The sequence below is a fragment of the Pseudomonas sp. DTU12.3 genome, from assembly GCF_004124275.1.
Taxonomy (GTDB): Bacteria; Pseudomonadota; Gammaproteobacteria; order Pseudomonadales; family Pseudomonadaceae; genus Aquipseudomonas; species Aquipseudomonas helmanticensis.
Genome location: NZ_CP027218.1, coordinates 4264234 through 4290048, shown reverse-complemented (window position 1 = coordinate 4290048; position 25815 = coordinate 4264234). Strand labels below are relative to the sequence as shown.

Here is a 25815-nt window from a genome sequence, read left to right as displayed (position 1 = left end):
TATGGGGGCTTTGACGAAAGCTGAGATGGCGGAACGTCTGTATGAAGAGCTGGGCCTGAACAAGCGGGAAGCCAAGGAATTGGTAGAACTGTTTTTCGAGGAAATCAGGCACGCTCTTGAAGACAACGAGCAGGTCAAATTGTCCGGTTTCGGCAATTTCGACCTTCGGGACAAACGCCAGCGGCCTGGCCGCAACCCGAAAACGGGGGAAGAAATCCCGATCACGGCTCGCCGTGTGGTCACCTTTCGTCCAGGGCAGAAGTTGAAGGCCCGAGTTGAGGCTTATGCTGGAACCAAGTCATAACGACGAACTACCCGTCATCCCGGGCAAACGCTACTTCACCATTGGTGAAGTCAGCGAGCTGTGTGCCGTAAAGCCACACGTGCTGCGCTACTGGGAGCAGGAGTTTCCTCAACTCAACCCCGTCAAACGCCGCGGAAACCGCCGGTATTATCAGCGCCAGGACGTGCTGATGATCCGGCAGATCCGCGCGCTCCTTTACGATCAAGGTTTCACCATCGGCGGCGCACGCCTGCGCCTGTCCGGCGACGAAGCCAAAGACGACACCACCCAATACAAACAAATGATCCGGCAGATGATTGCCGAGTTGGAAGACGTGTTGGTGGTTCTCAAGAAATAAAAAGCTGCTTTTGAATACTTCCAGTTTTCAAAAGCTTGCGCTATATTCTTGAGCGCTCTTCGAGGTGAGGAGCGAGTTGAAAGACCAGTCGGGGCGTAGCGCAGTCCGGTAGCGCACTAGCATGGGGTGCTAGGGGTCGAGTGTTCGAATCACTCCGTCCCGACCATATTTTTCAATGACTTAGCCCAACTCTAGCCAGTTGGGCTTTTTCATTGGTGGGGAGTTTTTCGGGACTTCATCCAATTTTCCTTTTTAAAATCGTCAGCACCACCAGGCGCTCGTCGCCATTCTTCACGCCAGACCGTTCGTGTCTGCCGACAAAGTCAGCCGGGATCAGGAATACGCTGGTGCCGAGCTCCGGCACCGAAATCTCCCAGTCCCACCTCAGCTTGCAAACTTCCTGCTCGCGACAGCCGGTGTTCACCTTGAAAAGCGCCATCGTTTGCAGGTGAGTCGGCAACTCCCCGAAAAGAGTCGACTGACGCACAGCGAAGCACTTGATGCAGAGCTTCATCGATGGGCTTGCAACTATCTATAACGCTGCCTTTGGATAGTGATAAATTGCTGCGATCAATTTAGAGAGGTGAGTATTGGAATGTTGGACATCGGAATGGCTATAGTTCTCCTCTTCTTGATGATCGCCACATATTTTTTGCCTTCATTCAATGCTTTCAGTCGAAAGCACCCGGAAAGATGGCCTATTTTTATGCTGGATCTTTTTCTCGGCTGGACCATCATTGGCTGGGTTGTTTCCCTCGTTTGGTCCGTCTCCTCAACACAATCTGCAGACACGATCCATGTTCAGCCTCAGTCTCAGTCTCAGTCTGAAGAAGACAAATATCAGAAGCTCGAAAGAATCGGTAGCCTGAAGGAAAAGGGCCTGCTCACTGAGAGTGAATTTGAGGCTGAAAAGGCCAAACTCCTGCAAAGCTAGAATAGAGTGCCCTTTACGTTCATAGCAGACACGATCGCGTTTCCCACGTGTTTATAAGATCTGCGCGAAAATGTCTGGCCTTGCTAATGTCGGACTCGCGTTTCCAAGATATGCCCTGTATGAGGTGGATCGTCGAAACGTCGCTCCAGCCCACGATTTCTGAGTACAGGCAAGCCGACAAAACATGTATCGAGTTCACTAACAATGAACAGCATTCCCCACCTGAACGATCTCCTGTCCTCGCACAACTGCGTCATCTCAATCAACATCGAGATGCAGGATTTCAAGTACAACCTATCGTTAACCATGTCGTCCTCCAGCGATCCAGAAACAGCCGCTGTCCCGATAAAATTCCATGACGTCAGCGCACTGCACCTGAAAGGTTTCGGCGGTGGACTCACTCAATTCATGGATCTGAGCGTGACCCGAATCGACGATGGTCTCGACAGAATCAGATATGAGCTGAGGGATGTTGAAGAAGAAAAAATCTCGTTCTACTTCCTCAGCTTCAGCACAACTGTTCAAAAGGTATGAACATGCGGAATTTAACAGGATTCTCGCGCCAACCGCGGGCGCGCATTCAGCGACGATTCACGCCTCGCCACCGACGCATTGTCGGTCTTGCGCTGCTCGTTGGCTGGGCTGTCGGGTTGGTGGTCCATCCCGGCCAATATCTGCTTTATCCCGCTATATGCGGGATCATCACCTTGTTCAGCAGCATGGATAGCGCATCGAAATAAACGACTTTTCCAGCGCCTTCGCTGATGCGCCGGCAGGGGCCATTTTCACCGTTGAGGTCTAGCGACTTGATCGCCTGACTCACAAAAAACCCCGCCTCGGCGGGTTTTTTCTATCTATTGATCCGCATAACCCCTCAGGTAGTTTTGCCCTAGGTCTTTTGCGCGGCATCGATGCAGAGCGAGTAATACGTCTTCTGAAACTCAGCGATCAGGTCCTTCTGCATCTTGACGTTCGGTTGCTGTGGAAACTCATAGGCTTTACCGATCAGGCTTCGGTACAAGCTCCCCACATATTCGTTTTCTTTTCGTGCGTTGTCGGCCAAGTCCAGCGCTGTTTTGAGGGGCAGGCCTTCTTGTCTGGCCTTCATGATTGCTCCGGCGGAGTTTTCTACTCGTTTGCACTCTTCCAAAAGCTCGTTGGGCACATTGGCGCTGTTAGCCGCAAGGCTGGTGAACATTAGCGTTGCTGCTACAAAAACTCGTTTGATCATGACGCGCCATCCCTGATTTAGAGCCTGAACTTTACCATTCATGGCTCAGCGCCACCACTTGCCGAGTTTGCTCAAGTTAACGCCCAGAGAAGATTCATTGCCCGGACTTTTTTACATCTTTTGAATCACTCGAGCTGTCGGCATCCTTCTGCGTCTCATGCGACTCAGCCCCTGAGTTGGAACCCGAAGCTTCTTCTCCCTTTTTGTCCGCTTTTTCTTCTTTCGACTCCGACCCGCCCTGATTCACCCCCGGAATCGCCGTCGGCGGTACCGAGGATCCGCCGGTTTTTTCCACGGCAAGGGCGAACAGCGGGCAGATCGAAATCAGGCCAGCCAGCCCGATTACAGCCATTTTATTGTTCATGAGAGGGTCTTCCGAGCAAAGGCATGTACTGCATTGGAAGAACCCAAAAGCTGATCGTGCGAGTCATCAGACCGGCGGCATCTCCCGATCCAACTATTCAGGCACGCAAAGCGCAGCATTCGCGCAGGCATGCCCCCACTGAGCTGGCGGCGCAAGTGTTTGCGGCCATCGCCGCGAAACTCTTTTTGAGTGTTGTCGCACAAGGGCTTTGAAGCGGCACTGCCGCTTCGTGTACAAAGCATCCTCGAAGAATCCAACCCACAGTTTCAAATGTCCGATGTTAAGGAAGACGTCCATGCCAGTCGATAAACAGATCGCCCCGATCCTCCAGCAATTCAGCGAGCTGCCGGCACCCGATTACAGCCAGCTCGATGCCGCGCAATACCGGCAGTTTTTCGACGACATGCAGCCGGTCATTCCTGGTGAACCGATGAGCGAGGTGCGCAATCTGCGGGTCGCCGGCTCCGTCGGTGAACTCGATGCGCGACTGTATCGACCCTCGCAAGAACACAATTTACCGCTGTTGGTGTATTTCCACGGTGGCGGTTTTGTCGTTGGCAACCTCGATACCCACGACAATCTTTGCCGCTCGCTGGCGCGCCAGACCGAAGCGGTGGTGGTGTCGGTGGCTTATCGTCTGGCGCCGGAGCATCCATTCCCGGCAGCACCGCTGGACTGCTATCAGGCGACATGCTGGCTGGTTGAACACGCGGCCGAACTGGGCGTCGATGGCAGCCGTCTCGCTTTGGCCGGGGACAGCGCGGGCGGCAACATGGCGCTCGCGGTCAGTCAATTGGCGGCGCAGCACCAACGGCCGAAGATCCGCTACCAGTGCCTGTTTTATCCGGTGACCGACGCACGTAACGACAGTCCCTCCTATGTGGAGTTTGCCGAAGGATATTTCCTCACGGCGAACATGATGGACTGGTTCTGGCAGCAATATCTGCCAGAGGCCGGGCAGGGGGATGATCCGCTGGCCTCGCCGTTGCGCGCTGCAAGCCTGGCGCAGATGCCACCGACCACGTTGATCACTGCCGAATTCGATCCGCTGCGCGATCAGGGCGAGGCGTTTGCCCGGCGCTTGCGCGAGGCTGGCGTGAGCGTCCGTGAACAGCGTTGCGACGGCATGATTCACGGGTTCATCAGCATGGCGCCGGTGGTCGAGCGCGCCGCGCAAGTGCTCTCCGAGGCCGCCGCCGATTTGCGTCGGGCGCTCATCTGACGCACTCCAACTGAAAAAACAAAACCAGTGCAGGAGCAAAGCTTGCTCGCGAAAGCGTTCGTTCAGCCAATGATGAATTGACTGAACTGACGCCTTCGCGAGCAAGCCCGCTCCCACAGGTTTGCAGGGTGTACTCAGTTCCTGTGTTCACAACAAAACTCTGTGGGAGCGGGCTTGCTCGCGAAGGCGTCAGGTCAGTCAGCAAAGATCTTGCGGGCTTAATTGCTTGCTGTCGTGAGCAAGCCCACTCCCACCCGGAGCCCTTGTCCGTGACGGAATGTTTAAAACTTGTTTCAAATTTGTCGAACCTTCCCACAATGTTTTCAGGTTGTCCGTCGGACGTCCGGCCTCTAGCCTGTGTTCGTCGCTGCCAAATCAGCGATCGGGCATGGAAACCCGAAGACACGAGAGAGCGAATCGGCCTTTCATAACGTATGCTTGCGCACTTTCATTGTGTGCACTCTGTTATGGCGGTTGTGCGCGGGAGACATTCGTGTCTGCCGGGTTGCTCTCTCCCGGATTTCCAGCCTGCGTACAGCTGCCACCCATTTTTCCTGGAAGTCGAATGGGCCAGCTGAAACTATCAATGAGAGAGATTCACTATGAAAAAACCAACACCCAACCCCCCAGAACCAGACACCGACTCCACATCCCCCTACGCCTCAGTCGACAGCAAGAAACTCCACGAAGCCGCCGACCGCGCCCTCGATTTCTACCTCAATCCCGCCGCCCGCATCATGTCCAGCCGCAACGAGCCGGAGCCGATGTACCTCGCCAATCCCAGGTACAACACCGAATCCCTGCTCGCCAACGCCAGCGAAACCCTCGGCTCGGCCAGCGAAATGCTGATCAACTTCGCCGCCTCGCTGGAAACCGCACAGCGCAAAACTGCACTGGGCATCGCACAAGTCGTCATGTTGGGCGAACTGGCGGTGAATCAAGCGCTGGATCACGTCGAGTTGAAGGACGGCTGATTGATCGTTCCCACGCGCAGCAAAGGAATGCAGCCCTTGAAGCTCTGCGACAAATTCGCGAGCTGGAACGCGGAGCGTCCCGAGAGGCATTCCCACGCAGAGCGTGGGAACGATCAAGATACAAAAAAACCGTACCTCCACGGGAAGCACGGTTTCTTGTGTTGAGACGAGGAAGAGTTCTTAACCGGGGTCGCGTCGAGGGTACTCCTGACGCGCATGCAAGATGCTCACAATCTCAATGTGGTCCGCCACTTGATAAACGACGAGATAGTTCGGGCGGGCACAGTGGGTCGATCAAGGACGGGTCGATCATAGAACCTCCGGGTTTGGTGCCTCGAAGTCTATTCGTTAACGGTATCGCTGTCGTCGCTGTCTGGATGAATTGCATGTAGGCCAAGCTCCATGAAGATCAAGTTGTCCCGGTAAATCCTAGAGCCTGCACTTCCGACGGCCAACCGCCAGAACTTGTCAGAAAACTCCCCGAATTTCTGAAAACGTTGCGTTTTCCGTAGGACGCAATTCAAGCGTCAGCGCAAAAAAAACCGCGACCCCCCTCACCAGAGAATCGCGGCCCATCAACACCCAACCCCTACTGCTGCAAAACCGTCGCCTGGTTAGCCGAGCCAAATTGCTGAATATTCGCCGTTTGCGTCATCCCGCTCTGATCGACATTGGCAATGTTCCCCGTCCCGCCCTGGGTCACGTACGCCACGTTCATTGTATCCGCCTGTTTCACCGTGATCATGTTGTCGCTGCCATACAACTGCGCGGTGTACGCCTGGTTGCCGGACCCCGACTGATCAAACTCGGCGCTGTTGCCCGTGCCGTTCGATGAACCCTGCACCAGGTTGCCGGTGCCGCGCTGATCGGAGATCAAGAGGTTGTCGCTACCGTTCTGATCAAAATACAGCTCGTTATACGACTCAGCCTGACTCACGGTGGTTTTGTTGCCCGTGCCGGTCTGATGCGTGGTCATCACGTGCCCGACGCCATCCTGAGTGAAGCTGGCAACGTTGCCATTCCCCGCCTGAGTCACCGTCGCACGCTGGTTGCTGCCGAACTGGCCGCCCGATTGCGGGCCTTTCCAGTTGCTCGCGTAGACCTTGTTGTCGTTGCCTACGGAGGTGGCGCTGAGCACGTGGCCGTCGCCGCTTTGATAGGTGTAGTGCACGTTGCCGTTGCCCACCTGGTACAGCGCCAGCGTCGAGTTGACCGATTCGAATTGGTCGGCGTAGATCGCGTTGGTGTTGCCGACCTGGGTGACGGCGGCGTTGTTGTTTTCGCCGAAGCTTTGGTCGACCACGGTTTCGTTGCTGTCGCCGTATTGGTTGACGGTGGCCTGGCTGGCGAGTTGGCTGTCTTGCCAGATTTCACTGCCGTTGAGGTTGCCGAACTGGTTGATGGTGATGTTGCCGCCGGTGCCGTTGCGCTGGTCGCCGTAGGCGTAGTTGTTTTCGCCGGCCTGGTTGATGCCGATCTGGCCGCCGTTGTGAGTGACCTGTTCGGCGGTGCCGTAGTTGGCGGTGCCGTATTGGGTGATCACCGAGCTGTTGCCGCTGCCTTCATAGAGTTGTTCGATGTTGGCTTCGTTGCTGTCGCCGAACTGGAAGGTTTTGCCTTCGCTGCCGTTCTGCGAATCCTGATAGATGAACGAGAAGTTACCGCTGCCTTGCTGCTGTTGCAGCGCACTGTTTGGTGCGCCGAAACCCAGCGACTGGCTGGCGTGGGCGGTGTTGAAGGCGCCGACCTGTTGCTGGGTGATGGTGGCGTTGTCTTCGTAAAGCTGTTCGGCGTAACCGGCGTTGTAGTCGCCGACCGCGTCCTGGGTAATCACGCTGCTGGCGTGGTCTTGCACGGCGGCGGCGTCGTTGCCTTGGCCCAGTTGGGTCTGGGTGGCGGTGCTGAACGGCGCTTGGGTCTGTTTCACGTCCGCGATGTTGGCAGTACCGGCCTGACTCTGGTTGGACAGGCTGTCGTCGGCCATGGCCTGGGCACTGATCATGACCAGGAGGGCGGCGGTGAGGGGCGTCAGTTTGAACATGATGATCTCTCCGATGATTTGCAGTGCTTAGCGATATTGCTTGACCGAAACGCTCATGCCGTTGCCCGACTGGGTCACGGCGCTTTGCAGCCCCGTGCCGGCCTGCTCGATGCTGGCGTCGTTGTTGTTGCCGTTTTGCGAAATCTGCGCGCGGTTGTGGCTGCCGTTCTGGGTGATCGAGGCGGCGTTGCCGGAACCGTTCTGGTTGATCAGCGCCATCAGGTCGCTGCCCTGTTGCAGGATGTAGGCTTCCTGATTGCTGCCCGACTGCACGATCTGCCCGAGCAGCGACTGACCGTTCTGTTGCAGCAGGGCGACGTTGGCCTGGCCGAGCTGATCGATCAGGGCTTGCTGACCCACCGGTGGGGGCAGTTCGCCGAGGTCGCTGCTGGTCGGGGCCAGGTCGTCGTTGTCCATCAGGTCGTCGGCACGCACGCCCGCACTGCTGCACAACAGGAGCAGGCAAAGCAGGGCGGCGGTCGGCGTGTTCATGGCTCACATCCTGTCGGGCGTTAACCGGTTCGAAGTCGGTTCCGGCCACCCGAAAGTGGCCGGGGATCAGGCTTACAGCGTGGTCACCGAGACCGTGCGCACGGTGCCCTGGGAGGAGCGGATCGTCGCGGTCGGGTTGGCCGATGGCACTACCGTCGTGTTGTTCAGCGTCAGCCGCCAGCGACCGGTGACCGGTACGGTGGTGGTGCCGAGGGTGACCAGCCCGGTCGGGGTGGTGACCTGCACGGTGATGGTGTTGCCGGTGGTCACTGACGAGGTGCCAGTGAAGTCCCAGTTGAAGCGTCCACCTGCTCGTGCCTGCACTGTTGAAGCAGTGACGGTGAAGGTCTCTGCCGCTGGCCGTGGCGACACTTGCACGGTGACCGTGGCCGGCGTCGACAGGGCGCCGAAGCTGTCCCGGGCGATGTAGGTGAAGGTCGTGGTGAACGCCGTGGTCACGGTGGCTGGTGGGGTGTAGGTGATCACCGTGCCGTCAGTGCTGACCGTGCCACGGCCGGCGGCCGGTTGGGTCAGGCTGGCGACGCCGAGCGGCACGTTGCCTTCCGGATCGGTGTCGTTGGCCAGGACGTTGATCGGGATCGCCACACCCAACGTGGCGACGCTGTCGGCGACGGCGGTCGGTGGCCGGTTTGGCGCGACGCTGATCGTCACGGTGGCCGGCGTGGTCGAGGCCAGGCCTTTGGCGTCCTGCGCTTTGTAGGTGAAGGTGGTGGTCAGTGGCGCGTTGACCACCGCTGGCGGGGTGTAGACCACGGCGGCGGTGCCGCTGAGGGCGACCGTGCCTTGGCCGGCAGCCGGTTGGGTCAACGCGGTGATGCTCAGCGGCGTGTTGCCGTCGGGATCGCTGTCGTTGGTCAGCAGGCTGAGGGTGATCGGCACGCCGAAACTGGTGCTGCCGGTGTCGGCATTGCTGATTGGCGCCTGGTTTTCCCCGGTGTCCGGCGCGGTGCCGAGCACGACGACGGCCTCAGTGTCACTGCCGCCGGCGGCGGATTTCACCGTTACGGTAGCCGGTGGCTGGGTCAGGTCGGCAACGGTGATGCGTTGCAACGTGCCGGTTTTCGACAGGCGCCCGTAGCCTTGGGCAACCATGTCCGGGATCGCTACTTCATCGGTCGATGTCGCTTCGATCAACAGACTGTGATTGGCCCAGCTGTAGCGTGCGGTCTGGATTTTCACCACATCGGTGAGCTTGGCCGAAACGGCGGTCGGCCGCGTGGTGCCGGCCGGATTGGTCGCGGTCACGACGACGACCGACGGCAGAGTGCCGTTGCCCAGGCGCTGGCCGAAAAACAGACCAGTGTTGTCACCCGTCAGGCTGGTCTGGCACGGCGTTGGTGGCGGGCCGGGCAGCAGCGCGACGGTTTCGCGAAAGCACAGCGTCGAGCTGGTGTCAGCCTTGGCGAACACTTCGGCACGCACACCGGCCGAGGTCCGGCGATAGGTGGCGCGGTCGATGTCGACATGGGTTTGCTGACGGCTGTCGAGCACCTTGCCGGCGACCGTGAACAGGGTGGTCTGAATGGTCCCGGCGCCGGACGGCCCGACGATGCGCACGAAGTTAGTGTTGAACGGGCTGCCGGTCACCGCTTCGGTGAGGTTCGGGTCGCCGACGAAAGTTTCGACGCTGCCGGTGTCCGGGTTCACTTCGGTGTAGGGGCCGTTGAGGCTGCGCAGGAACGGGCCGATGGCGCCGTTGAGCGTGCCGCTGAAATCGCCCGGCGCACCGATGCCGATGTCCTTGGTGATGTTGATCGCGCGCCGTCCCGGGGTGGTGACATTGACGGTTTCGACGCCATACGGGTGGGTGATGACGTAGGTGCCAGCCACGGGAACGTTCACCCGAATGCGGATCCGCGCGAAGCTTTGCTGATCGCCATCCACCGGGTTCTCGGAGGCAAACGCCGCTTCGATCCCGGCGACATAAGCGTCCATGCCAAACCCGGCGCCGTTGTTGGGGATATTGGTTTCGGCGAGGAACCAGAAGGCTTCCGGCGGCCAGTTGTCGGGGAATACCATCGGCAGGCTGTCATCGTAGATGCCCGGTTCTGCCAGCAGGGTGCACATGTAGGCGGGTGGCGTGGTGACGCCGACGCGCGAACTGGCGGCGCGCGACTGGCACAGCTCCATCGACAGGTTATTGCTGTCCTGGTACCACATCGGGAATTTCCCGGTGGCGAAGGTGTAGGGGCCGGGGTCGACGGCGGCGAGTTGCGCATAGGCACTGCCGGTCAGCGAGAGAGCGAGCCCGAGCGCGTTGAGCGCAAAGCGTGGCCACTTGTTCATGATGCCTCCTGATGCGGATCTGGGCATGTGAGCGTTCATTGCACGATGACCACTTCTTCGGTATCGCTGCCGCCGTTGGACGACGTCACGCGGACCTTGGCCGGCGGTATCGGCGAGATCCCGGTGGCCAGACTTTTCACCGCGCCGTCGCCACTCAGCGCACCAATCGCGGCGCCGCTGATCGAGGTGGCGGTGAGTACCGGCGGCGAGGTTTCGTCACTGGTCGAAGCCACCAGCGTCAGTTGCCCGGAGCTGAGGCTGTATTCGGCGCGCGAAATCACCACCAGGTCGGTCAGGGTCATGGGCAGGGTGGTCGGCGTGCTGCTGGCGATGGCCAGGTGGTTGTCGGCGGTCACCTGCAGGACGCTCGGTACGGTCGGGTTGGCCGACGATTGCGCGTACCAGGCACCGGTGGAGTTGGCTTCGGTCATGTTCAGCACCGGGGTGAAACTGGTCACGGCGACGGTGCCCGGGGCTGGCGGTGCGAGGACGAACACGTCCTGCTGGGCGACCGGCGCGCTAGTCCCGGCTTTACGCGAGTAGGTGCTGCGCTGGGTGATCATTGGCGTTGGCCGGACCACGGTCGAGAGCTTGCCGGAGACGGCAAACGCAGTCGTACGCAAGTCAATCCCGCCGGGGCCTTCGATGCGCACGTAGTTGGTGTTGAACGGGCTGCCGGTGACCGCCTCGCTGAGGTTCGGGTCGCCGACAAATTGTTCGGCGGCACCGGTCACCGGGTTGGTCTCGGTGTAGGGGCCGTTGACGCTGCGCAGGAACGGGCCGATGTCACCCTTAAGCGCGCCGTCGTAGGTTTTCGGCGTGCCGATGCCAATGTCGCGGGTCATGTTGATCGCGCGGCGGCCGGGGGTGTCGATATTGAACACGTCGACACCGTATGGGTGGGTGATGACGTAGGTGCCGGCGGTGGGCACATCGACGCGAATGCGGATCCGCGCGAAGCTGACTTGATCGCCTTCGACCGGTTCTTCGGCGGCGAACGCGGCTTCGACGGCGCTGATATAAGTCAGGTCGATCCCGCGTGCAGCATCGACGAGGGTGGTTTCGCCGGTGAACCAGAACGCTTCATCGGGGAAGTTGCTGGGGAAAGCAATCGGCTGGGTGTCGTCGAACACGCCGGGGGTCGGCAGCAGCGAGCACATGTACGAAGGTGCGCCCGGAGCGCTGGGCACGCGAGAGCTGAGGGCTTTGGACAGGCACAGATCGAGAGTGCGACCGTGGGTGTCCTGATACCAATTGGCGAAACCGCCATTGGCCGGCGTATACGGACCTGGATCAACAGCAAACAAAGCGGCCTGGGCAATGCCCTGGGCCAAGGCGCTCACGACCAGGACAGTCGCGGTTTTGGACAGTAAAGGGTGCATGAGTTAATCCCTCTATCAAAGTACCTGCCCCTTGGGGGTGGGTCAGTTGCAGAGGGCCTGTACACCTTCCATGCCAAGGTGCGGTGAATGGGCGCAAGAGGGCCGGGATAGAGTGCTTTCGCCGTTGCGAAGTGCTGAGCGCGACAGGCGGGAAAAGGGCGCAATTCCCCAGAATCGGGGACGATGGGGATGAACACAGAACCCCTGTAGGAGCTGCCGAAGGCTGCGATCTTTTGATCTTGATTTAAAAACAGGATCAAAAGATCGCAGCCTTCGGCAGCTCCTACAGGGATTTGGGGTGGGTTTGGGATTGGTGCATCGGGGCGATATCCCCGCAACCGGGCAAACACCCAACCGTGGGCTATAACCCTATAGGGACGTATCGGGAAGTCGCCGCCATGAACATACAGTCGAAATCGCTTGCGCTCGAGGAGGGCAATCTACGCTTGAGCTCGCGCAAGCAGTCGTTCAATCTGCTGCGCTGGTTTTCGCTGATCAGCATGGCGGTGATCGGCACGGTGGCGGTAGCGCTCGGGGCGGTGTCGACACGGTTTGTGATCGAAGAAAGCGTGCAGCGCGATGCCTTGCTCACCGCGCAGTTCATTCAGGCCATCGCGTCAGCCGAGGTGCGCCACGTTTCCATCCCCAATGTGCGAACCATGGGCGAGTTGCTCGACCCGCGCCAGGACAAGAATTTCCCCGACGTCGATCCGCAGGCCCGCGCAGGTGCCCGGGGTGAGTTTCTTGATCACATCGAACACCTGCCTGACGTGATCCTCGCTAACATCTATGCACCGGACCGCCAGGTGATCTGGTCGACCAACCCGGCGTTGATGAACAAAACCATCGAAGCCGACGAAGACCTCGATCGCGCCTTCAACGAAAAAATCCCGGTGTCGGCCAGCTACCACGACGTCGACAAGGCTCGTGAAGAACAGAAGTTCATCATCCCGCCGGATTACATTTTCATCGAAAACTACATCCCGCTGTTCGACGCCGACGGCAAGAACGTCACCGCGATGGTCGAGATCTACAAGGAACCGAAAGACCTCATCGCCCGAATGGAACGTGGGTTGACGCTGATCTGGCTGGCCACCGCGCTCGGCGGCGGCCTGATTTATCTGGGGCTGTACTGGATCGTCCGGCGCGCGGCGATTCTCCTCGCCGTCCAGCAAAAGCAACTGATTGCCAATGAAACCTATGTTGCGCTGGGCGAGATGTCCTCCGCCGTGGCGCACAGCCTGCGCAATCCGCTGGCGACCATCCGCTCCAGCGCCGAGTTGGCACTGGAGTTCGATGCCGGCCCGGCCGAGAAGAACATCAAAGACATCATCGGCCAGGTCGATCGCATGTCGAAATGGGTGCGCGAGTTGCTGCAATCGTTGCGTCCGCTCAACGATGACCCGGAACCGGTGAATCTGGTGGCAACGCTGCACGAAAGTCTTGTCGCCTTCGAACAGCAGATCGCCAGGGCCGGGGTGCAAGTGGTGTTCCATCCGCAGCACACGCCGATGGTGCTCAGTCAGCCGGTGCAACTGACGCAGATCCTCAACAGCCTGCTGGCCAATGCGCTGGAAGCGATGGACAAGGGCGGCACATTGACCGTCAGCCTTGAGCCAGCGGCTGACGGCGGTGTCTGCGTAGCGCTCAGCGACACCGGCAAAGGCATGAACGAAGAGCAGCGGACCATGGCGTTCCGGCCGTTTTTCACCACCAAAACCGGTGGTCTGGGCGTCGGCCTGGTGCTGGTCAAACGCATCATGGAACGCTTCGGCGGCGGCGTGACGCTCGACAGCCGCGAAGGCGAGGGCACCACCGTGCGCCTGGCCTTTCAACTCGTCCCCTGAGCCACATTTCCCATCTGACAATCCATCACTCACTGTAGGAGCTGCCGAAGGCTGCGATCTTTTGATTTTGTTTTTAAGATCAAAAGATCGCAGCCTTCGGCAGCTCCTACGGGGGTTTTGTATGACCCAAAGTTTTTATGAACTTCCCCCATCAGTGGGTGTCAAGCCCCGGTCACCGGGGAGTGGGGGACACCACAGGCATCGCAAGTCACTGTTACAACTCGAAATGATTTCTTGGCGCACTAGTTGCAAAACACCATCACCCCTTCCTTGATGAGGCGGCTGGTGATGGACAGAACAACGCGTAACCCAAGTAACACCTTCCTGCTGACGCCGCTGAGCGTCTTCCTGCTGTTGACCCTCAGCACCATGGCCGGCGTTCGCGCCAGCCCGATCGATGACGAGCGCGAGCCGGAAGCGTCCGATCCGTCGGCTTACTACGACGAGCCGACGGACGAGGCGACGGCGCTCAACGCTATCCTGACCATGCCCGAGGCCAACGAAGATTCCTTCGATTTGCCCGACGGTGTGAAAGGCTCGCGTAATACCACTCGCGCAGAAAACATTCTGCCGCCGACCGTGCAGACCAGTTTCAACTACCCCACCAACGGCAAGCCGAGCCCGCTCTATGGCGCGCAACCGTTCACCCAGCAGTTGACCCTGTTCGAAGAGTTCGGCCCGGAAAAACTCGACCCGACCACCCCGGCCGCGCCGCTGCCATTCCCGCCCGCCGCGATCGGCCCGGCGCCCGCACAAGACCCGAACAACATCGCCCGCAGCGCGCCACCCGGCACGGCGCTTGATGCGTTCTTGCGGCAGCCTGGGCTGACACCATTCCCTAGTCAGTTTTCCAACGTGGTCGACCGCAACCCGTGGCAGGCGCAGATCGAAGTGTTCCTCAACCGCCATATCGGCTCGTCGGCAGAAGGGCGGCCGCCAGGAAAAGGCTGGGCGCACCAGCGCTGGAACGAGTTCTACCCGCAAGTCGCCTACAAAACCGCGCAGACTGGCGCGCGGCTCAATGGTGGCCTGCGTGACAGCGTGCAGATGCACCATTACGCAGTGGGTGAATTCGGCGCCGGCGGCCTTTACCACAACGTCGCGGGTGTGCCGCTGACGGACGGCACGGCCAAAGGCGTCGATCCGCGCTTCCACCCGAGCATGCCGGTGCAGAACCACAACGCGGTGTGGACCTTCGACGGCACGCTGCCACCGAAACTGTTGATGGTGCGTTACGGCCAGCCGGTGATGATGCGCCACTACAACGGCCTGCCGATCGATCCAGCGGCCAACCGTGGTTTCGGCCTGCACACCATCAGCACCCACGAACACAATGGCCACGCGCCGGCGGAAAGCGACGGCTATGCCAATGCTTTCTTTTTCCCGGGGCAGTTCTACGACTATCGCTGGCCGATCCAGCTCGCCGGTTACGACAGCATCAACACCAAGGCCGAAGATCCGCGCGCGGCATTTCCCTGCGCACCGGGCGAAACCCTGTGGGTCAACGACGTGGCGCCGGCGAAAAAGACCTGCGACCACGGCACCATCAAGATCCGTGGCGACTGGCGCGAAACCATGAGCACCCACTGGTTCCACGACCACATGCTCGATTTCACCGCGCAGAACGTCTACAAGGGCAACGCGGCGATGATGAACTATTACAGCGCCCTCGATCGCGGTAACGAGTCGGTAAACGACGGCGTCAACCTGCGCCTGCCCAGCGGCAGTGCGCTGCCGTGGGGTAACCGTGACTATGACGTCAACCTGGTGTTCGCCGACAAGGCCTGGGATCAGGAAGGTCAGCTGTGGTTCAACCCGTTCAACACCGATGGCTTCCTTGGCGATCAGGTGTTGGTCAACTGGCAGTGGAAACCGACGCTCGACGTGCGCGCGCGCAGCTACCGTTTCCGCATCCTCAACGGCTCGGTGTCGCGTTACTTCAAACTGGCGCTGGTGCGTGAAATCAAAGGCAGCGGCGGCGAGTTCCAGGGGCCGAAAAACTCCGGCGTGTCGTACAGCCGTGTGCCGTTCCACATGATCGCCAACGACGGCAATATCATGGAACACAGCGTGCCGTTCGACGGCACGATGGACCTGGACGCCGATGGCGATAAACAGAACCACAACGCGATTCTGCCGACCCAGGGCATCGCCGAGCGCTTCGACATCATCGTCAACTTCGGCAAAAACGGCATCAAGCCTGGCGACAAGGTGTTCTTCCTCAACCTGCAGGCCCACGACGACGGCAAAGGCCCCAAAGAAGTGATCTCGCTGGCCGACGTGCTCTCCGAGAAATACCTCGCGGTGATCAAGCAGAGCAGCAAAGGCCCGCAGTGGGACAAGGGCGATCCGGCGGTGGGCAAGGTCTTGCAGCTGAACGTCAAGGCCTACACCGGCCAGGATCTGGCCATGGACCCGGCAGCCTACGAACCGGCCAAACCGGGCAAGGCGGAAGGGCTGGTGATGATCCCGCTGAAGATCCATCGCGACAACGCTGCCGATAAAGCCCTGCTGGCCAACGCCCGTCACCGCACCTTCACCTTCGGCCGTTCCGACGGCACCGATGAAGCGCCGTGGACGGTCAAGACCGATGGCGGTTTCGGCTTCCACATGGACCCACGTCGGCTGAACGCCTCGACCCGACTGTCCAGCGGCCCGACCGACGCCGGTGTCACCGGTTTCGGCACCCTGGAGGTGTGGAACATCAAGGCCGGCGGCAAGGGCTGGAGCCATCCGGTGCACGTGCACTTCGAAGAAGGGATCATTCTCAGTCGCGGCGGCAAGGCACCACCCGAGTGGGAAAAATGGGCGCGCAAAGACGTCTACCGGATCGGCTCCGAAGCCGATGGGCTGGACAGCGTCGAGATGGCGATCAACTTCCGCGAGTTCGCCGGGACCTACATGGAGCACTGTCACAACACCCAGCATGAGGACAACTCGATGCTGCTGCGCTGGGACCTTGAGAAGCCCGGGCAATTGCAGTTGATGCCGACGCCTCTGCCAAGCTGGGACGGTGTGCGCTACGTCAACTCCGCCGCGCTGCCAACCTTCCGCAACGGCGATGGCTTCGGCCCGCAAGTGACCGTGAAAAAATGAACCGCGAGCGCGCCGTCATGCCAACACAAACTCCGCGTTCCCGCGCGCTGGGCATGCACCTGGTGCTGATGCTGGTGGTCTGTGTGCTCGGCAGCCGCGTGCTGCTGGCGCACCAGGCCAGTGTCGGTGAACCGCCAGCGGCCAGTGAATCCGCCACCCCGTGGGGTGGCGACTACTTCCCCAATACCCTGCTGACCGATCAGGACGGTCGGCAGGTGCATTTCTTCGATGATCTGATCAAAGGCAAAGTGGTGGTGATCAACTTCATCTTCACCTCGTGCAGCGACTCCTGCCCGCTGGAAACTGCACGCTTGCGCCAGGTGCAGAAACTGCTCGGCGATCGCGTCGGGCAAGACATCTTTTTCTACTCGATCAGCATCGATCCGCTCAGCGATACGCCCGAAGTGCTCAAGGCCTATGCGCAGCGCTTCAAGGTCGGTCCCGGCTGGAAATTTCTCACCGGTGAATTCGAAGACGTCACCGACCTGCGCAAGAAGCTCGGGCTGTTCATCGAAGGCGTCGACAACGGTCGCAGCAAAGACCACAACCTCAGCCTGATCGTCGGCAACCAGACCACCGGGCGCTGGATGAAAGCCTCGCCGTTCGAGAACCCGTGGATCCTCGCCGATCAACTGGCCAACACCCTGCAAAACTGGAAACAGCCCAGTGTCGAAGAAAGCTACGCCAACGCCCCGGACATTCGCCCGCCGAGCAATGGCGAAGAATTGTTCCGCACCCGTTGCGCGTCGTGCCACAGCCTCGGCCCGCAGGACGGTCAGGGCATCGGCATGCGCAGCATCGGCCCGGACCTGATCGGTGTGACGCGCAATCGCGACGGCAAATGGCTGAATCGCTGGATTCGCGAACCGGATCGCCTGCTCGCGGAAAAAGACCCGATTGCGCTGCAACTGTATGAACAATTCGAGCGAATCCCGATGCCCAACCTGCGGCTCGACGAAGCGTCGGCGCAGTCGATCATCGACTTCCTCAGTGACGAAACCGAGCGTCAGCAAACGGCCGCCAAAGCCATGGCCGACGGCGGCTTGACGCCAGTAACACCGGGCGATAGCGCCGCGACAGTGAGTCGGATGCAGTAGCGGCGAAAGAGCATCATTGAACCGTGTGTCGCGGTCAGAGCCACCTACACTGATGGCTGTAACCGGCTCGATACAAATACTCCAGGGCACTCCCATGCAGCGACTGGAAGCACAAAAAACACCTGCGCCGCACGCACCGGCAGCAGTCAGCAAGGGATGGCGCGAGCAGTTCAATCTGCTGCGCTGGTTCTCGCTCGCAAGTTTTTTCATCATCGCGGCCGTGGCGCTGGGGCTCGGTTACATCTCCACGCGTTTTGTCGTCACTGAAAGCGTCGAGCGCGATGCGCTGCTGACCGCGCAATTCGTCCAGGCCATCGGCGAAGCGGAAGTGCGCCACGCCGGCATCAGCCCGGCGCGCACCATGGGTGAAATGCTCGATATGCGTCAGGACGGCAAATACCCCGATGTCGATCCCGAAGCGCATGCTGCGGCGCGCAGCGAGTTTCTCGATCACGTCGAACATCTGCCGGATATTTTGCTGGCCACCGTGTATGCGCTGGATCGCACGGTGATCTGGTCGACCAATGCCGAGCTGATCGGCGTGCACATCGAGGACGACGACGAGCTCGATGAGTCGTTCGAAATGAGAGTACCGGTCTCCTCCAGCTATCACAAAATCGACGACGAACGCCCAGAACAACGTCTGCTGCGCGAACCGAAATACCTGTTCATCGAGAACTACATCCCGATGTTCAACGCCGACAAAAGCAAAGTCATCGCCATGGTCGAAATCTACAAGGAACCGGCGGATCTGGTTGATCGTATCGACCGTGGTTTCGCTTCGATCTGGGCGGCGACGTTTTTTGGTGGTGCGGCGATCTTTCTCGCCTTGTTCTGGATCGTCCGCCGTGCGGCGACGTTGCTGCAGAGCCAGCAGCAACAACTGATCAGCAACGAAACCTTTGTCGCCCTCGGCGAGATGTCTTCGGCGGTGGCGCACAGCCTGCGCAATCCGCTGGCGACCATTCGCTCCAGCGCCGAACTGGCCCAGGAAGTGGCCAGCTCCGGCGCGCAACGCAACATCGGCGACATCATCAGCCAGGTCGACCGCATGTCGCGCTGGGTGCGAGAACTGCTGGTGTCGCTGCGGCCAATGAATGACGACGGCGAGGCGGTCGATCTGGTGCTGGCGGTCGAGGACACCTTGGAAGCCTTCGATGCGTTGATCCAGCGCAGCCGCGTCGACGTGCGATTCAGTCCGCAAATCTGCCCGCCAGTCGTCAGTCAGAAGGTGCTGCTCACGCAAATCCTCAATAGCCTGTTTGCCAACGCTCTGGAAGCCATGCCCAAGGGCGGTGTGCTCAGCGTCGAATTCGCCACGCCGCAGCCAGACTGTGTACGCATGACCCTGAGCGACACCGGCAAGGGCATGAGCGCGCCGCAGCAACTGCTGGTGTTCAAACCGTTTTTCACCACCAAACAGGGCGGCCTCGGGGTTGGCCTGGCGTTGGTCAAAAGAATCATGGAGCGTTTCGCAGGTTCGGTCGTGCTGACCAGCCGCGAGCAGGAAGGAACCCGCGTCAGTCTCAACTTCAAAGTGGCATCGGGAGGGGAATATGGAGCACAGCATTCTGCTGGTCGAAGATGACGAACTGCTGGCCGAAAATATTCAGACCTACCTGGAGCGCAAGGACTTCGAGGTGACGGTCTGCCATTCGGCCGAAGACGCGCTGGAGCAGTTGGGCAGCTTCATGCCTGACATCGTGCTGACCGACAACTCGCTGCCGGGCATGAGCGGTCATGACCTGATCCAGAAGCTGCGCATCAGCGCGCCGGATCTGAAAGTGATCATGATGACCGGTTACGGCAACGTCGAAGATGCGGTGGTGGCGATGAAGGAGGGCGCCTTTCATTACGTGACCAAACCGGTGGCGTTGGCGGAACTGAAACTGCTGCTCGACAAGGCGTTGGCCACCGAGCGCATGGAGCGCACGCTGTCGTTCTATCAGGAACGCGAGGCGCAGAAATCCGGGGTGCAGGCGCTGATTGGCGACTCGGCGCCGATGCAGTATTTGAAAAACACCATCGGCCAATTGCTCGATGCCGAGCGGCGCATGGCCAACACCGATTTGCCGCCGGTTCTGGTAGAAGGCGAGACCGGCACCGGTAAAGAATTGGTGGCCCGTGCGCTGCACTTCGACGGCCCGCGCAGCAAAGGCCCGTTCATTGAATTCAACTGTGCGTCGATCCCGTCGAATCTGGTCGAGTCGGAGCTGTTCGGTCATGAGAAAGGCGCGTTTACCGACGCCAAGGATCGCCGTGTCGGGCTGGTGGAAGCGGCGGATGGCGGCACGTTGTTTCTTGACGAGATCGGCGAGATGGACCTGCTGTTGCAGGCGAAGATTTTGAAGTTGCTCGAGGATCGAACGATTCGCCGGGTCGGTTCGGTGAAGGAGCGCAAGGTCAACCTGCGGGTGATCAGTGCGACCAACTGCAACCTTGAACAGATGGTGCAGCAGGGCAAATTCCGCCGCGATCTGTTTTTCCGCTTGCGTATCATCTCGATCAAGGTGCCGCGTTTGTATGCCCGGGGCGAGGATATTTTGCTGTTGGCGCGGCACTTCCTTGCCAGCCATGGCAAACGCTACGGCAAACCGAACCTGCATTTCAGCCAGCAGGCTGAGGAGCTGCTGCTCAGTTACACCTGGCCGGGCAACGTGCGCGAACTGCGCAACATGCTTGAGCAGACCGTGTTGCTGGCGCCGAGCGACACCATCGCCGCACATCAGTTGAACGTGTGCATGAGCCTGGTCGATGAACCGCCGATGCATTTGCACGAAACCCCGCTGCATTACGAACCACGGCCGGCGAGCAATACCGAATCGATGAACCTGCCGGAAGTCGAACGCGACATGGTGCGCAAGATGCTCGACAAGACCGACTGGAACGTCACCAAATCCGCGCGCCTGCTGGGCCTGAGCCGCGACATGCTGCGCTACCGCATCGAAAAACTCGGCCTCGCCCGCCCCGACAAACGCCAGTGGTAACCCCACCGCAAATCCAATGTGGGAGCGGGCTTGCTCGCGAATGCGGTGTGTCAGTCATTTTGATGTCGGCTGACAGACCGCATTCGCGAGCAAGCCCGCTCCCACAGGGTTCTGTGGTGTCTGCAGATATGTGGTCACCCGAATCAACGCTGCTGCCGACTCAAACACTCCAGCAAACACCCCGGATCCAGTACCTCGTCATTCACATAAATCCCGCGCTCGGCATCGTACGTGCGGATAAACACCCGCACCGTCGCATCCGCCACCGTCGGCAATTGCGAATCGGAGAACTCGTGGTCACCCGGGATCACCACAAAATCCTGCGGCGCCGTATCGTCATAAGGCTTGGGCGGCGTGGAACTCAGTGAATACGGGGCAGGGTGAGCGAAGGGCTGGTTCGGCCCGTAGTAAACAAAATTGCTGTCCAGCGCTTGCGCCTGACTGGCAGCAAGCAGACAACCCATCAACAGCAGCCGATCGAGCCTATGCATGGCGGCACCTGCAAATACGGTTTTCCCCAAGGCTATTAACTATAGCTGCCCCCCACGAAACCAATGTAGGAGCAGCCGGCGGCCCGAGCCTCCGGCAGCTCCTACACTCAGGAAATCGGGTGGCTCACGTGCCCCGGCTGTGCGTAAAGATCGATGCCAAGGGCATGCATAACTTTCAAAACCGTGTCGAAGCGCGGTTTTGCACCCGGTGCGAACGCCTTGTACAGACTCTCGCGACCCATGCCAGAAGTTTTGGCTATCTGCGTCATCCCGCGCGCCTTGAGCACATAGCCGATTGCGCGAAGAAACTCTTCGTTATCCCCGTCTGCGAGTACCTGAGACAGGTATTCGCTGATGGCTTCGTCACTGTCCAGCAGTGCTGCCATGTCGAAATTCGTCAACGTCTGGCTCATGGTTAAACCTCCTTAGCCATTTTTTGTGCGCGTCGGATGTCTGCGTTTTGTGAAGATTTGTCGCCTCCAGCCAAAAGAACGATGACTGCACCGTTACGCATCGTGAAATACACCCGAAAGCCCGCACCCACATCTACGCGCATTTCAGAGACGCCATCACCCACCGATTTGACGTCGCCGAGATTTCCTGTTGAAGCCCGATCAATGCGGCGGGCGATGGCCACCTTGGCCCGCAGGTCTCGAACCGATTGGTGCCAAGCCTGAAATACCGCTGTTTGTCGAATAAGATAATTCATTGCCCGACTGTATCCAAGTAGATACAGGCGAGCAGTCAGCCAAGTCTTCTATCAAACCTTGAAAAATCGTCGGCATTTGTAGGCAACGATCGCTTCATTTGTAGGAGCTGCCGCAGGCTGCGATCTTTTGATCTTGATCTTAAAAACAAGATCAAAAGATCGCAGCCTGCGGCAGCTCCTACAGGGGGTGGTTTACAAGTTTGTAACAACCGGGATTGGCGGGCTGATCTAGACTCGGATCCGCTCAATCACGAGCATCGTCCGGAGTGCGCCATGGAAGTGCCCAACAAAAAAACCGCCATCGACAGCAATCGACAGGCGTGGAACGATTCCGCCCGCCATCACCAGGATTCGCCTGACTGGCGGGCATTACTCGGCGAAGTTGCGCAGGCGGATTTCTCTTGCCTCGATGAGACGTTGAGCGGGTTGCTTGAGGTCGACGGCAAGGATGTGATTCAACTGGGCTGCAACAACGGCCGCGAGAGTCTTTCGTTGTTCGCGCTCGGTGCGCGCAGTGTGGTCGGTGTCGACCAGTCGGCGGCGTTTCTCGAACAGGCGCGGCAGCTGAACAAGCGTTCGCCGCACAACGCCGAGTTCATTGAAAGCGATATTCATCACCTGCCAGCGTCCTTGCACAATCGCTTCGACGTGGCGCTGATCACCATCGGTGTTCTCAACTGGATGCCCGACATCGGCGAGTTTTTCGGCCACGTTGCGAAGACCCTGAAACCGGGCGGCAAACTGGTGATCTACGAAACCCATCCGTTCCTGGAAATGGTCGACCCGGATGGCGAAGATCCGTACCGCCTCGCCAGCTCGTATTTCCGCGCCGAACCGTTTGTGCAGGAAGAGCCGATTGTCTACGTCGGCAAAGTTGAGCAGCAGGCGGCGAAGTCGTATTGGTTTGTGCATAACCTTGGCGCCATCTTCAGCGGTGCGATTGCGGCCGGGCTGAACATCGCGCACTTCAAGGAGTATGCGCATTCGAATCGGGAAGAGGTGTATGACCAGTATCTGAATCAGCAAGCGCAGATGCCGATGTGCTTCACCCTCATCGTCACTAAAATCTGAAACCTGTAGGAGCTGCCGCAGGCTGCGATCTTTTGATCTTCAAAGTCAAAAGATCGCAGCCTGCGGCAGCTCCTACAAGGGTCTCCGGCGCACAGCAGCACCCTTGTGGGAGCTGAGCTGAGCTTGCTCGCGAAGAGGCCTCATGATCGCCACAACATTTCAGATCTGAATCAAGCCCGCGCCGCCGCACTCACCACCGGCCGCCCTGGTTTGCGCAGCGGTTCCAGCCGTGAACCCTCATACCGCGTCTCCCGGAAAAACTTCCAGCGACCGAACAGGCAATACACGTTCATCACACGCCCCTGCTCGTGATAGCCCATGCGGATATGCAGCTTCAGCGCCGGAATATTGTGCGTCTCGCAAACATCCACCACCTTGTTGCAGCCTTTGGCCGCCATCGCCTCCCACAGCGCTACCTGCACATCTACCGACAGGCTGCTGCCGAAATACGCGCGAGTCATTTCACCGCCAAACTCAAAGAATTCCCCGGGCTTTACCGCGAATGTGCAGCCGTAATAATGACGGTCGTGATAATCACGCAGACTGCCCCAGATAAACCCCACCGCATGCCCATCGGCATCGAGGTACATGTGCCCGGTGTGACCCTCGGCCGCCAGCTCGGCCATGGTCTCCACGCGATCACCAAAATGTTTGGCGAACGCCCCGGCATTTTCCGTGGTGATATCGACTTTGCGCAGCCCATCGTAAGGGCGCAGTTTGTGCGGCGGCACCGGGCTGACCAGGTCGCGTTCCATCCACAACAGTTCCCAATGGAAGAACACGTAGCGTTTCCACAGCGTGCCGAAAGTGCGGCCCAAGCCTTTTTGCCGGATGCGTTCTTGTAGTTTTTCGATGACGCTCATGATGCCCTCCGTGGCCGTAGCCCGGGTGTTGTGGATGGTGCTTTTGAGGGTATAGATCACCTGTGCAAATTCATTTCAAAGTGCCATCTTCGAAAGTATTGCAAGGTATGTAACTCAATCGAGTGCCGCGGCACCGCGTAGAAAATCCTTGTTCAGATCGGTGTAGGAAACCCGTGCAACCCCGGCCAGCCGCTGCTCTAGCACGCGGCTCAGGGATTCGCCGGGATTGAGATAGGCATCACCAAAATCGCTGCCGAGCTGAGTCGGATGAGCGACGATTTCCAGCACGCCGTCGGTCGGCAAAGTGTCGTTGCGCAGGTCAATCGGCGTGCACACATAGTCGGCCGTCACACCGGCCAGACTCTGCAAACGCCAATTGAGCAAACCCTTGAAGACGCGCTTGGGCAGGCTGAGGTTGCGGCCCAGATTGCGTGCGAGGCGAATCGGTACACCCTGATGCGCGGCGAAGCGCGCGACGATCTCGCCAATCGGCCAGATGTTGTGCACGTGCTGGTGAGAGTCGATATGGCTGGGGCGCATGCCGTGATCGACGCAACGTTGCCACTGCGCCTGCAACTCTTCGCGCACCGCTTCACGATCCTCGCGGCCCAGCCAGAAGCTGTGACGCGGCAGGCTCAGGTCGAACACACCGAAGTCATCGCAGAAGGTGCGACGCGCCAGAATCGCCTGGCTCAAGGGGCGTCCGTAGGTCAGGTTGAAGTGCAGGCCAACCCGGCCTTGCAGGCTCGGATGGCGGGCCATCGCGCAGGCTGCTTCAAACGCTGGCATGTTGGCCATGGCCGTGGCGGAGCTGATGACCCCAGCCTGAAACGCAGCGAAGATCACCGCGTTTTCGTTCGGGCTGAGGCCGAAATCGTCAGCGTTGACTATGACTTGGCGAGGCATGTTCGCCCTCCGTGGTGACCGCGACAGGTTTCAGTGTGGGTTTCGCATGCTCGGCACGGCGCGCGCGCCAGGCTTGCACGTGCGGTTTCAGTCGATGCCACAGGCGCAGGCCCAGACCGAGGACGATGCCACTCGGCTGCCAGGAATAAAAACTCCAGCGCCAGTGTTCCAGTTGTCCGCTCATGCGTTCGTGCAGTTGATGGCTGGAGTTTTCCAGACTGACCCGCGAGGCATCGATCCAGCGCCAGTGGTCATCCAGGCCCCAGCGAATCCACTCTTCCAGCAACACCCGACCGCTGCCCAGATCGGCGTATTGCGGCAGGAAGGCGAGGTTGTAATCGTAGAGCCGACCCTGTTCGAGCAGACCGAGGCGATAGCTGATGCAACGCCCGTTCAACTCCAGCGTCACCACGCGCACCAGGCCTTGACCGGCGAGGGCGGTGAACGCGCGTTCGATCAATTGTCGACTGCGTTCACCGGCGAAAATCCCCACACCTTCATCACCTTTCCAGCTCACCGCTTCGACTTCGCTGATGAGCTGCAGCAGCGGCCCCATGCTCATCGCATCGGGAATGATCCGGCGCACTTCGGCACCACACGCGGCAATTCGCTTGCGCGCCCGCCGCAGCTTGTAGCGTGGGTCACCGGAGACTTCCTGATGATCGGCCTCACTGATCAGGTGCACCGGCACCCGACAACTCAGCCTTCGTTCACCGGTCGAGCTGCGCGCCATCCATTCGGTCAGCGCACTTTCTTCACCGACAGGTTCGGACAGCTCATTGAGTTGCAGCATTGCGTGGGGCAGACGTTGGCGAATCAACACCAGCGCCTTGCGCATGTCCTCACTGCCCAGCAAAGACAACAGCGCCAAGCGATCCGCCAGCGGATAGCCCAAGTGATGCAAGACCCGAAACGGCACGCCAGCAAAGCGCTCGCGACTCGCCACCAGCGGCAGGCACAGGCGCAATTCGTCCGCCTCCCAACCCAGCAGGATGTGCAGACGCTCACCCTCGCCAAGGGCCTGCTCGGCCGCACACAACCAGCCAAGGTTGTTGAACGGCGTGTGATCCGTCACCTGCAGGCGCAGCGCTTCATACGCAGCTGCCGGGAAGTCGGCGGCGCACAGCGAAGTGCGCCATTCGAATCGCGTCAGCATAGGC

25 protein-coding genes, 1 tRNA gene and 1 pseudogene are annotated in these 25815 nt (G+C 59.6%); 13 read left to right on the top strand and 14 right to left on the bottom strand.

The features are described from left to right. Position 1: 1 nt before the first annotated feature. The 3 genes from ihfA to C2E19_RS19495 all read left to right on the top strand — a co-directional run bounded on the left by ihfA (position 2) and on the right by C2E19_RS19495 (position 807). Entirely contained in the window at positions 2-304 is a 303-nt protein-coding gene (gene ihfA / locus C2E19_RS19505) for an integration host factor subunit alpha (RefSeq protein ID WP_002553164.1), read from the top strand. After that, the gene (locus C2E19_RS19500; protein ID WP_003179985.1) at positions 285-641 is read left to right on the top strand and encodes a MerR family transcriptional regulator; all 357 of its coding nucleotides are present in this window, start codon (positions 285-287) and stop codon (positions 639-641) included. Before ihfA ends, C2E19_RS19500 begins: the two co-directional genes overlap by 20 nt. Before the next feature lie 89 nt (positions 642-730). After that, positions 731-807, top strand: a tRNA-Pro gene (locus C2E19_RS19495). A gap of 75 nt (positions 808-882) precedes the next feature. On the opposite strand, the pseudogene C2E19_RS19490 reads toward C2E19_RS19495, so the two are convergent. Continuing rightward, a pseudogene (locus tag C2E19_RS19490) lies at positions 883-1122 on the bottom strand (site-specific integrase); the annotation flags it as partial. A gap of 114 nt (positions 1123-1236) precedes the next feature. Between C2E19_RS19490 and C2E19_RS19485 the strand changes: the two are divergent. Next, a complete protein-coding gene (locus tag C2E19_RS19485; RefSeq protein ID WP_129394682.1) occupies positions 1237-1575 on the top strand; it encodes a superinfection immunity protein in 339 nt (112 codons plus the stop codon). A 204-nt stretch (positions 1576-1779) separates the two neighbouring features. Next, positions 1780-2109, top strand: a complete 330-nt coding sequence (locus C2E19_RS19480) for a hypothetical protein (protein WP_129394681.1) — start codon at positions 1780-1782, stop codon at positions 2107-2109. 145 nt (positions 2110-2254) lie between these two features. Here the strand turns inward: C2E19_RS19480 and C2E19_RS29030 are convergent, their stop codons facing one another. From C2E19_RS29030 to C2E19_RS19465, 3 genes are all read right to left on the bottom strand, one after another. Then, positions 2255-2398 (bottom strand): hypothetical protein, encoded by a 144-nt coding sequence (locus C2E19_RS29030; RefSeq protein ID WP_164979440.1) that lies wholly within the window; start codon positions 2396-2398, stop codon positions 2255-2257. Between the two features lie 66 nt (positions 2399-2464). Beyond that, positions 2465-2848: a hypothetical protein gene (locus tag C2E19_RS19470; RefSeq protein WP_129394679.1), complete on the bottom strand. Its 384-nt coding sequence runs from the start codon at positions 2846-2848 to the stop codon at positions 2465-2467. 52 nt (positions 2849-2900) lie between these two features. Next, the gene (locus C2E19_RS19465; RefSeq protein WP_129394678.1) at positions 2901-3170 is read right to left on the bottom strand and encodes a hypothetical protein; all 270 of its coding nucleotides are present in this window, start codon (positions 3168-3170) and stop codon (positions 2901-2903) included. Between the two features lie 295 nt (positions 3171-3465). Between C2E19_RS19465 and C2E19_RS19455 the strand changes: the two genes are divergently transcribed. After that, positions 3466-4392 carry an alpha/beta hydrolase gene (locus tag C2E19_RS19455; protein WP_129394677.1) on the top strand — a complete coding sequence of 309 codons (927 nt, stop codon included), beginning with the start codon at positions 3466-3468 and terminating at the stop codon, positions 4390-4392. Positions 4393-4994: 602 nt separating this feature from the next. Then, the gene (locus C2E19_RS19445; RefSeq protein ID WP_129394675.1) at positions 4995-5366 is read left to right on the top strand and encodes a DUF6124 family protein; all 372 of its coding nucleotides are present in this window, start codon (positions 4995-4997) and stop codon (positions 5364-5366) included. Positions 5367-5955: 589 nt separating this feature from the next. Here the strand turns inward: C2E19_RS19445 and C2E19_RS19435 are convergent. The 4 genes from C2E19_RS19435 to C2E19_RS19420 all read right to left on the bottom strand — a co-directional run bounded on the left by C2E19_RS19435 (position 5956) and on the right by C2E19_RS19420 (position 11588). After that, positions 5956-7407 carry a curlin gene (locus C2E19_RS19435; protein ID WP_129394674.1) on the bottom strand — a complete coding sequence of 484 codons (1452 nt, stop codon included), beginning with the start codon at positions 7405-7407 and terminating at the stop codon, positions 5956-5958. 27 nt (positions 7408-7434) lie between these two features. After that, on the bottom strand, positions 7435-7899 hold the full coding sequence (locus tag C2E19_RS19430; RefSeq protein ID WP_103305806.1) for a curlin: 465 nt from the start codon (positions 7897-7899) through the stop codon (positions 7435-7437). Positions 7900-7971: 72 nt separating this feature from the next. Continuing rightward, the gene (locus tag C2E19_RS19425) at positions 7972-10206 is read right to left on the bottom strand and encodes an Ig-like domain-containing protein (RefSeq protein WP_129394673.1); all 2235 of its coding nucleotides are present in this window, start codon (positions 10204-10206) and stop codon (positions 7972-7974) included. 35 nt (positions 10207-10241) lie between these two features. Further along, positions 10242-11588 (bottom strand): hypothetical protein, encoded by a 1347-nt coding sequence (locus C2E19_RS19420; protein ID WP_129394672.1) that lies wholly within the window; start codon positions 11586-11588, stop codon positions 10242-10244. A 398-nt stretch (positions 11589-11986) separates the two neighbouring features. Between C2E19_RS19420 and C2E19_RS19415 the strand changes: the two genes are divergently transcribed. From C2E19_RS19415 to C2E19_RS19395, 5 genes are all read left to right on the top strand, one after another. Beyond that, positions 11987-13435: an ATP-binding protein gene (locus C2E19_RS19415; protein WP_129394671.1), complete on the top strand. Its 1449-nt coding sequence runs from the start codon at positions 11987-11989 to the stop codon at positions 13433-13435. Between the two features lie 288 nt (positions 13436-13723). Beyond that, positions 13724-16531 (top strand): multicopper oxidase domain-containing protein, encoded by a 2808-nt coding sequence (locus C2E19_RS19410; RefSeq protein WP_129394670.1) that lies wholly within the window; start codon positions 13724-13726, stop codon positions 16529-16531. A gap of 17 nt (positions 16532-16548) precedes the next feature. Then, the gene (locus C2E19_RS19405; RefSeq protein ID WP_129394669.1) at positions 16549-17628 is read left to right on the top strand and encodes an SCO family protein; all 1080 of its coding nucleotides are present in this window, start codon (positions 16549-16551) and stop codon (positions 17626-17628) included. 94 nt (positions 17629-17722) lie between these two features. After that, entirely contained in the window at positions 17723-19216 is a 1494-nt protein-coding gene (locus C2E19_RS19400) for a HAMP domain-containing sensor histidine kinase (protein WP_129394668.1), read from the top strand. Continuing rightward, complete coding sequence (locus tag C2E19_RS19395; protein WP_129394667.1) at positions 19185-20615, top strand: sigma-54 dependent transcriptional regulator; 1431 nt, start codon at positions 19185-19187, stop codon at positions 20613-20615. The genes C2E19_RS19400 and C2E19_RS19395 overlap by 32 nt, the downstream gene beginning before the upstream one ends. Before the next feature lie 143 nt (positions 20616-20758). Here C2E19_RS19395 and C2E19_RS19390 read toward each other — a convergent pair whose 3' ends face one another. The 3 genes from C2E19_RS19390 to C2E19_RS19380 all read right to left on the bottom strand — a co-directional run bounded on the left by C2E19_RS19390 (position 20759) and on the right by C2E19_RS19380 (position 21815). Then, positions 20759-21106: a hypothetical protein gene (locus C2E19_RS19390; RefSeq protein WP_129394666.1), complete on the bottom strand. Its 348-nt coding sequence runs from the start codon at positions 21104-21106 to the stop codon at positions 20759-20761. A 107-nt stretch (positions 21107-21213) separates the two neighbouring features. Further along, on the bottom strand, positions 21214-21519 hold the full coding sequence (locus C2E19_RS19385) for an addiction module antidote protein (protein ID WP_129394665.1): 306 nt from the start codon (positions 21517-21519) through the stop codon (positions 21214-21216). 2 nt (positions 21520-21521) lie between these two features. Next, positions 21522-21815, bottom strand: a complete 294-nt coding sequence (locus tag C2E19_RS19380) for a type II toxin-antitoxin system RelE/ParE family toxin (RefSeq protein ID WP_129394664.1) — start codon at positions 21813-21815, stop codon at positions 21522-21524. A gap of 273 nt (positions 21816-22088) precedes the next feature. On the opposite strand from C2E19_RS19380, the gene C2E19_RS19375 reads away from it, so the two are divergent. Continuing rightward, on the top strand, positions 22089-22886 hold the full coding sequence (locus tag C2E19_RS19375) for a class I SAM-dependent methyltransferase (protein WP_129394663.1): 798 nt from the start codon (positions 22089-22091) through the stop codon (positions 22884-22886). Positions 22887-23056: 170 nt separating this feature from the next. Here the strand turns inward: C2E19_RS19375 and C2E19_RS19370 are convergent, their stop codons facing one another. From C2E19_RS19370 to C2E19_RS19360, 3 genes are all read right to left on the bottom strand, one after another. Continuing rightward, complete coding sequence (locus tag C2E19_RS19370; RefSeq protein WP_129394662.1) at positions 23057-23749, bottom strand: GNAT family N-acetyltransferase; 693 nt, start codon at positions 23747-23749, stop codon at positions 23057-23059. Between the two features lie 114 nt (positions 23750-23863). Further along, on the bottom strand, positions 23864-24655 hold the full coding sequence (locus C2E19_RS19365; protein WP_129394661.1) for a ChbG/HpnK family deacetylase: 792 nt from the start codon (positions 24653-24655) through the stop codon (positions 23864-23866). After that, positions 24627-25811, bottom strand: a complete 1185-nt coding sequence (locus C2E19_RS19360) for a GNAT family N-acetyltransferase (RefSeq protein ID WP_129394660.1) — start codon at positions 25809-25811, stop codon at positions 24627-24629. The genes C2E19_RS19365 and C2E19_RS19360 overlap by 29 nt, the downstream gene beginning before the upstream one ends. Positions 25812-25815: the final 4 nt, after the last annotated feature.

What these genes read in the sequence shown, in the direction of transcription:
- C2E19_RS19380 (WP_129394664.1), bottom strand. Translation starts at nt 21,815, where the DNA reads ATGAATTATCTTATTCGACAAACAGCGGTATTTCAGGCTTGGCACCAA.
- C2E19_RS19500 (WP_003179985.1), top strand. Translation starts at nt 285, where the DNA reads ATGCTGGAACCAAGTCATAACGACGAACTACCCGTCATCCCGGGCAAA.
- C2E19_RS19360 (WP_129394660.1), bottom strand. Translation starts at nt 25,811, where the DNA reads ATGCTGACGCGATTCGAATGGCGCACTTCGCTGTGCGCCGCCGACTTC.
- C2E19_RS19465 (WP_129394678.1), bottom strand. Translation starts at nt 3,170, where the DNA reads ATGAACAATAAAATGGCTGTAATCGGGCTGGCTGGCCTGATTTCGATC.
- C2E19_RS19370 (WP_129394662.1), bottom strand. Translation starts at nt 23,749, where the DNA reads ATGAGCGTCATCGAAAAACTACAAGAACGCATCCGGCAAAAAGGCTTG.
- C2E19_RS19445 (WP_129394675.1), top strand. Translation starts at nt 4,995, where the DNA reads ATGAAAAAACCAACACCCAACCCCCCAGAACCAGACACCGACTCCACA.
- C2E19_RS19385 (WP_129394665.1), bottom strand. Translation starts at nt 21,519, where the DNA reads ATGAGCCAGACGTTGACGAATTTCGACATGGCAGCACTGCTGGACAGT.
- C2E19_RS19430 (WP_103305806.1), bottom strand. Translation starts at nt 7,899, where the DNA reads ATGAACACGCCGACCGCCGCCCTGCTTTGCCTGCTCCTGTTGTGCAGC.
- C2E19_RS19395 (WP_129394667.1), top strand. Translation starts at nt 19,185, where the DNA reads ATGGAGCACAGCATTCTGCTGGTCGAAGATGACGAACTGCTGGCCGAA.
- C2E19_RS19425 (WP_129394673.1), bottom strand. Translation starts at nt 10,206, where the DNA reads ATGAACAAGTGGCCACGCTTTGCGCTCAACGCGCTCGGGCTCGCTCTC.
- C2E19_RS19405 (WP_129394669.1), top strand. Translation starts at nt 16,549, where the DNA reads ATGCCAACACAAACTCCGCGTTCCCGCGCGCTGGGCATGCACCTGGTG.
- C2E19_RS19455 (WP_129394677.1), top strand. Translation starts at nt 3,466, where the DNA reads ATGCCAGTCGATAAACAGATCGCCCCGATCCTCCAGCAATTCAGCGAG.
- C2E19_RS19365 (WP_129394661.1), bottom strand. Translation starts at nt 24,655, where the DNA reads ATGCCTCGCCAAGTCATAGTCAACGCTGACGATTTCGGCCTCAGCCCG.
- C2E19_RS19415 (WP_129394671.1), top strand. Translation starts at nt 11,987, where the DNA reads ATGAACATACAGTCGAAATCGCTTGCGCTCGAGGAGGGCAATCTACGC.
- C2E19_RS19470 (WP_129394679.1), bottom strand. Translation starts at nt 2,848, where the DNA reads ATGAATGGTAAAGTTCAGGCTCTAAATCAGGGATGGCGCGTCATGATC.
- C2E19_RS19375 (WP_129394663.1), top strand. Translation starts at nt 22,089, where the DNA reads ATGGAAGTGCCCAACAAAAAAACCGCCATCGACAGCAATCGACAGGCG.
- ihfA (WP_002553164.1), top strand. Translation starts at nt 2, where the DNA reads ATGGGGGCTTTGACGAAAGCTGAGATGGCGGAACGTCTGTATGAAGAG.
- C2E19_RS19480 (WP_129394681.1), top strand. Translation starts at nt 1,780, where the DNA reads ATGAACAGCATTCCCCACCTGAACGATCTCCTGTCCTCGCACAACTGC.
- C2E19_RS19390 (WP_129394666.1), bottom strand. Translation starts at nt 21,106, where the DNA reads ATGCATAGGCTCGATCGGCTGCTGTTGATGGGTTGTCTGCTTGCTGCC.
- C2E19_RS19410 (WP_129394670.1), top strand. Translation starts at nt 13,724, where the DNA reads ATGGACAGAACAACGCGTAACCCAAGTAACACCTTCCTGCTGACGCCG.
- C2E19_RS19435 (WP_129394674.1), bottom strand. Translation starts at nt 7,407, where the DNA reads ATGTTCAAACTGACGCCCCTCACCGCCGCCCTCCTGGTCATGATCAGT.
- C2E19_RS19485 (WP_129394682.1), top strand. Translation starts at nt 1,237, where the DNA reads ATGTTGGACATCGGAATGGCTATAGTTCTCCTCTTCTTGATGATCGCC.
- C2E19_RS19400 (WP_129394668.1), top strand. Translation starts at nt 17,723, where the DNA reads ATGCAGCGACTGGAAGCACAAAAAACACCTGCGCCGCACGCACCGGCA.
- C2E19_RS19420 (WP_129394672.1), bottom strand. Translation starts at nt 11,588, where the DNA reads ATGCACCCTTTACTGTCCAAAACCGCGACTGTCCTGGTCGTGAGCGCC.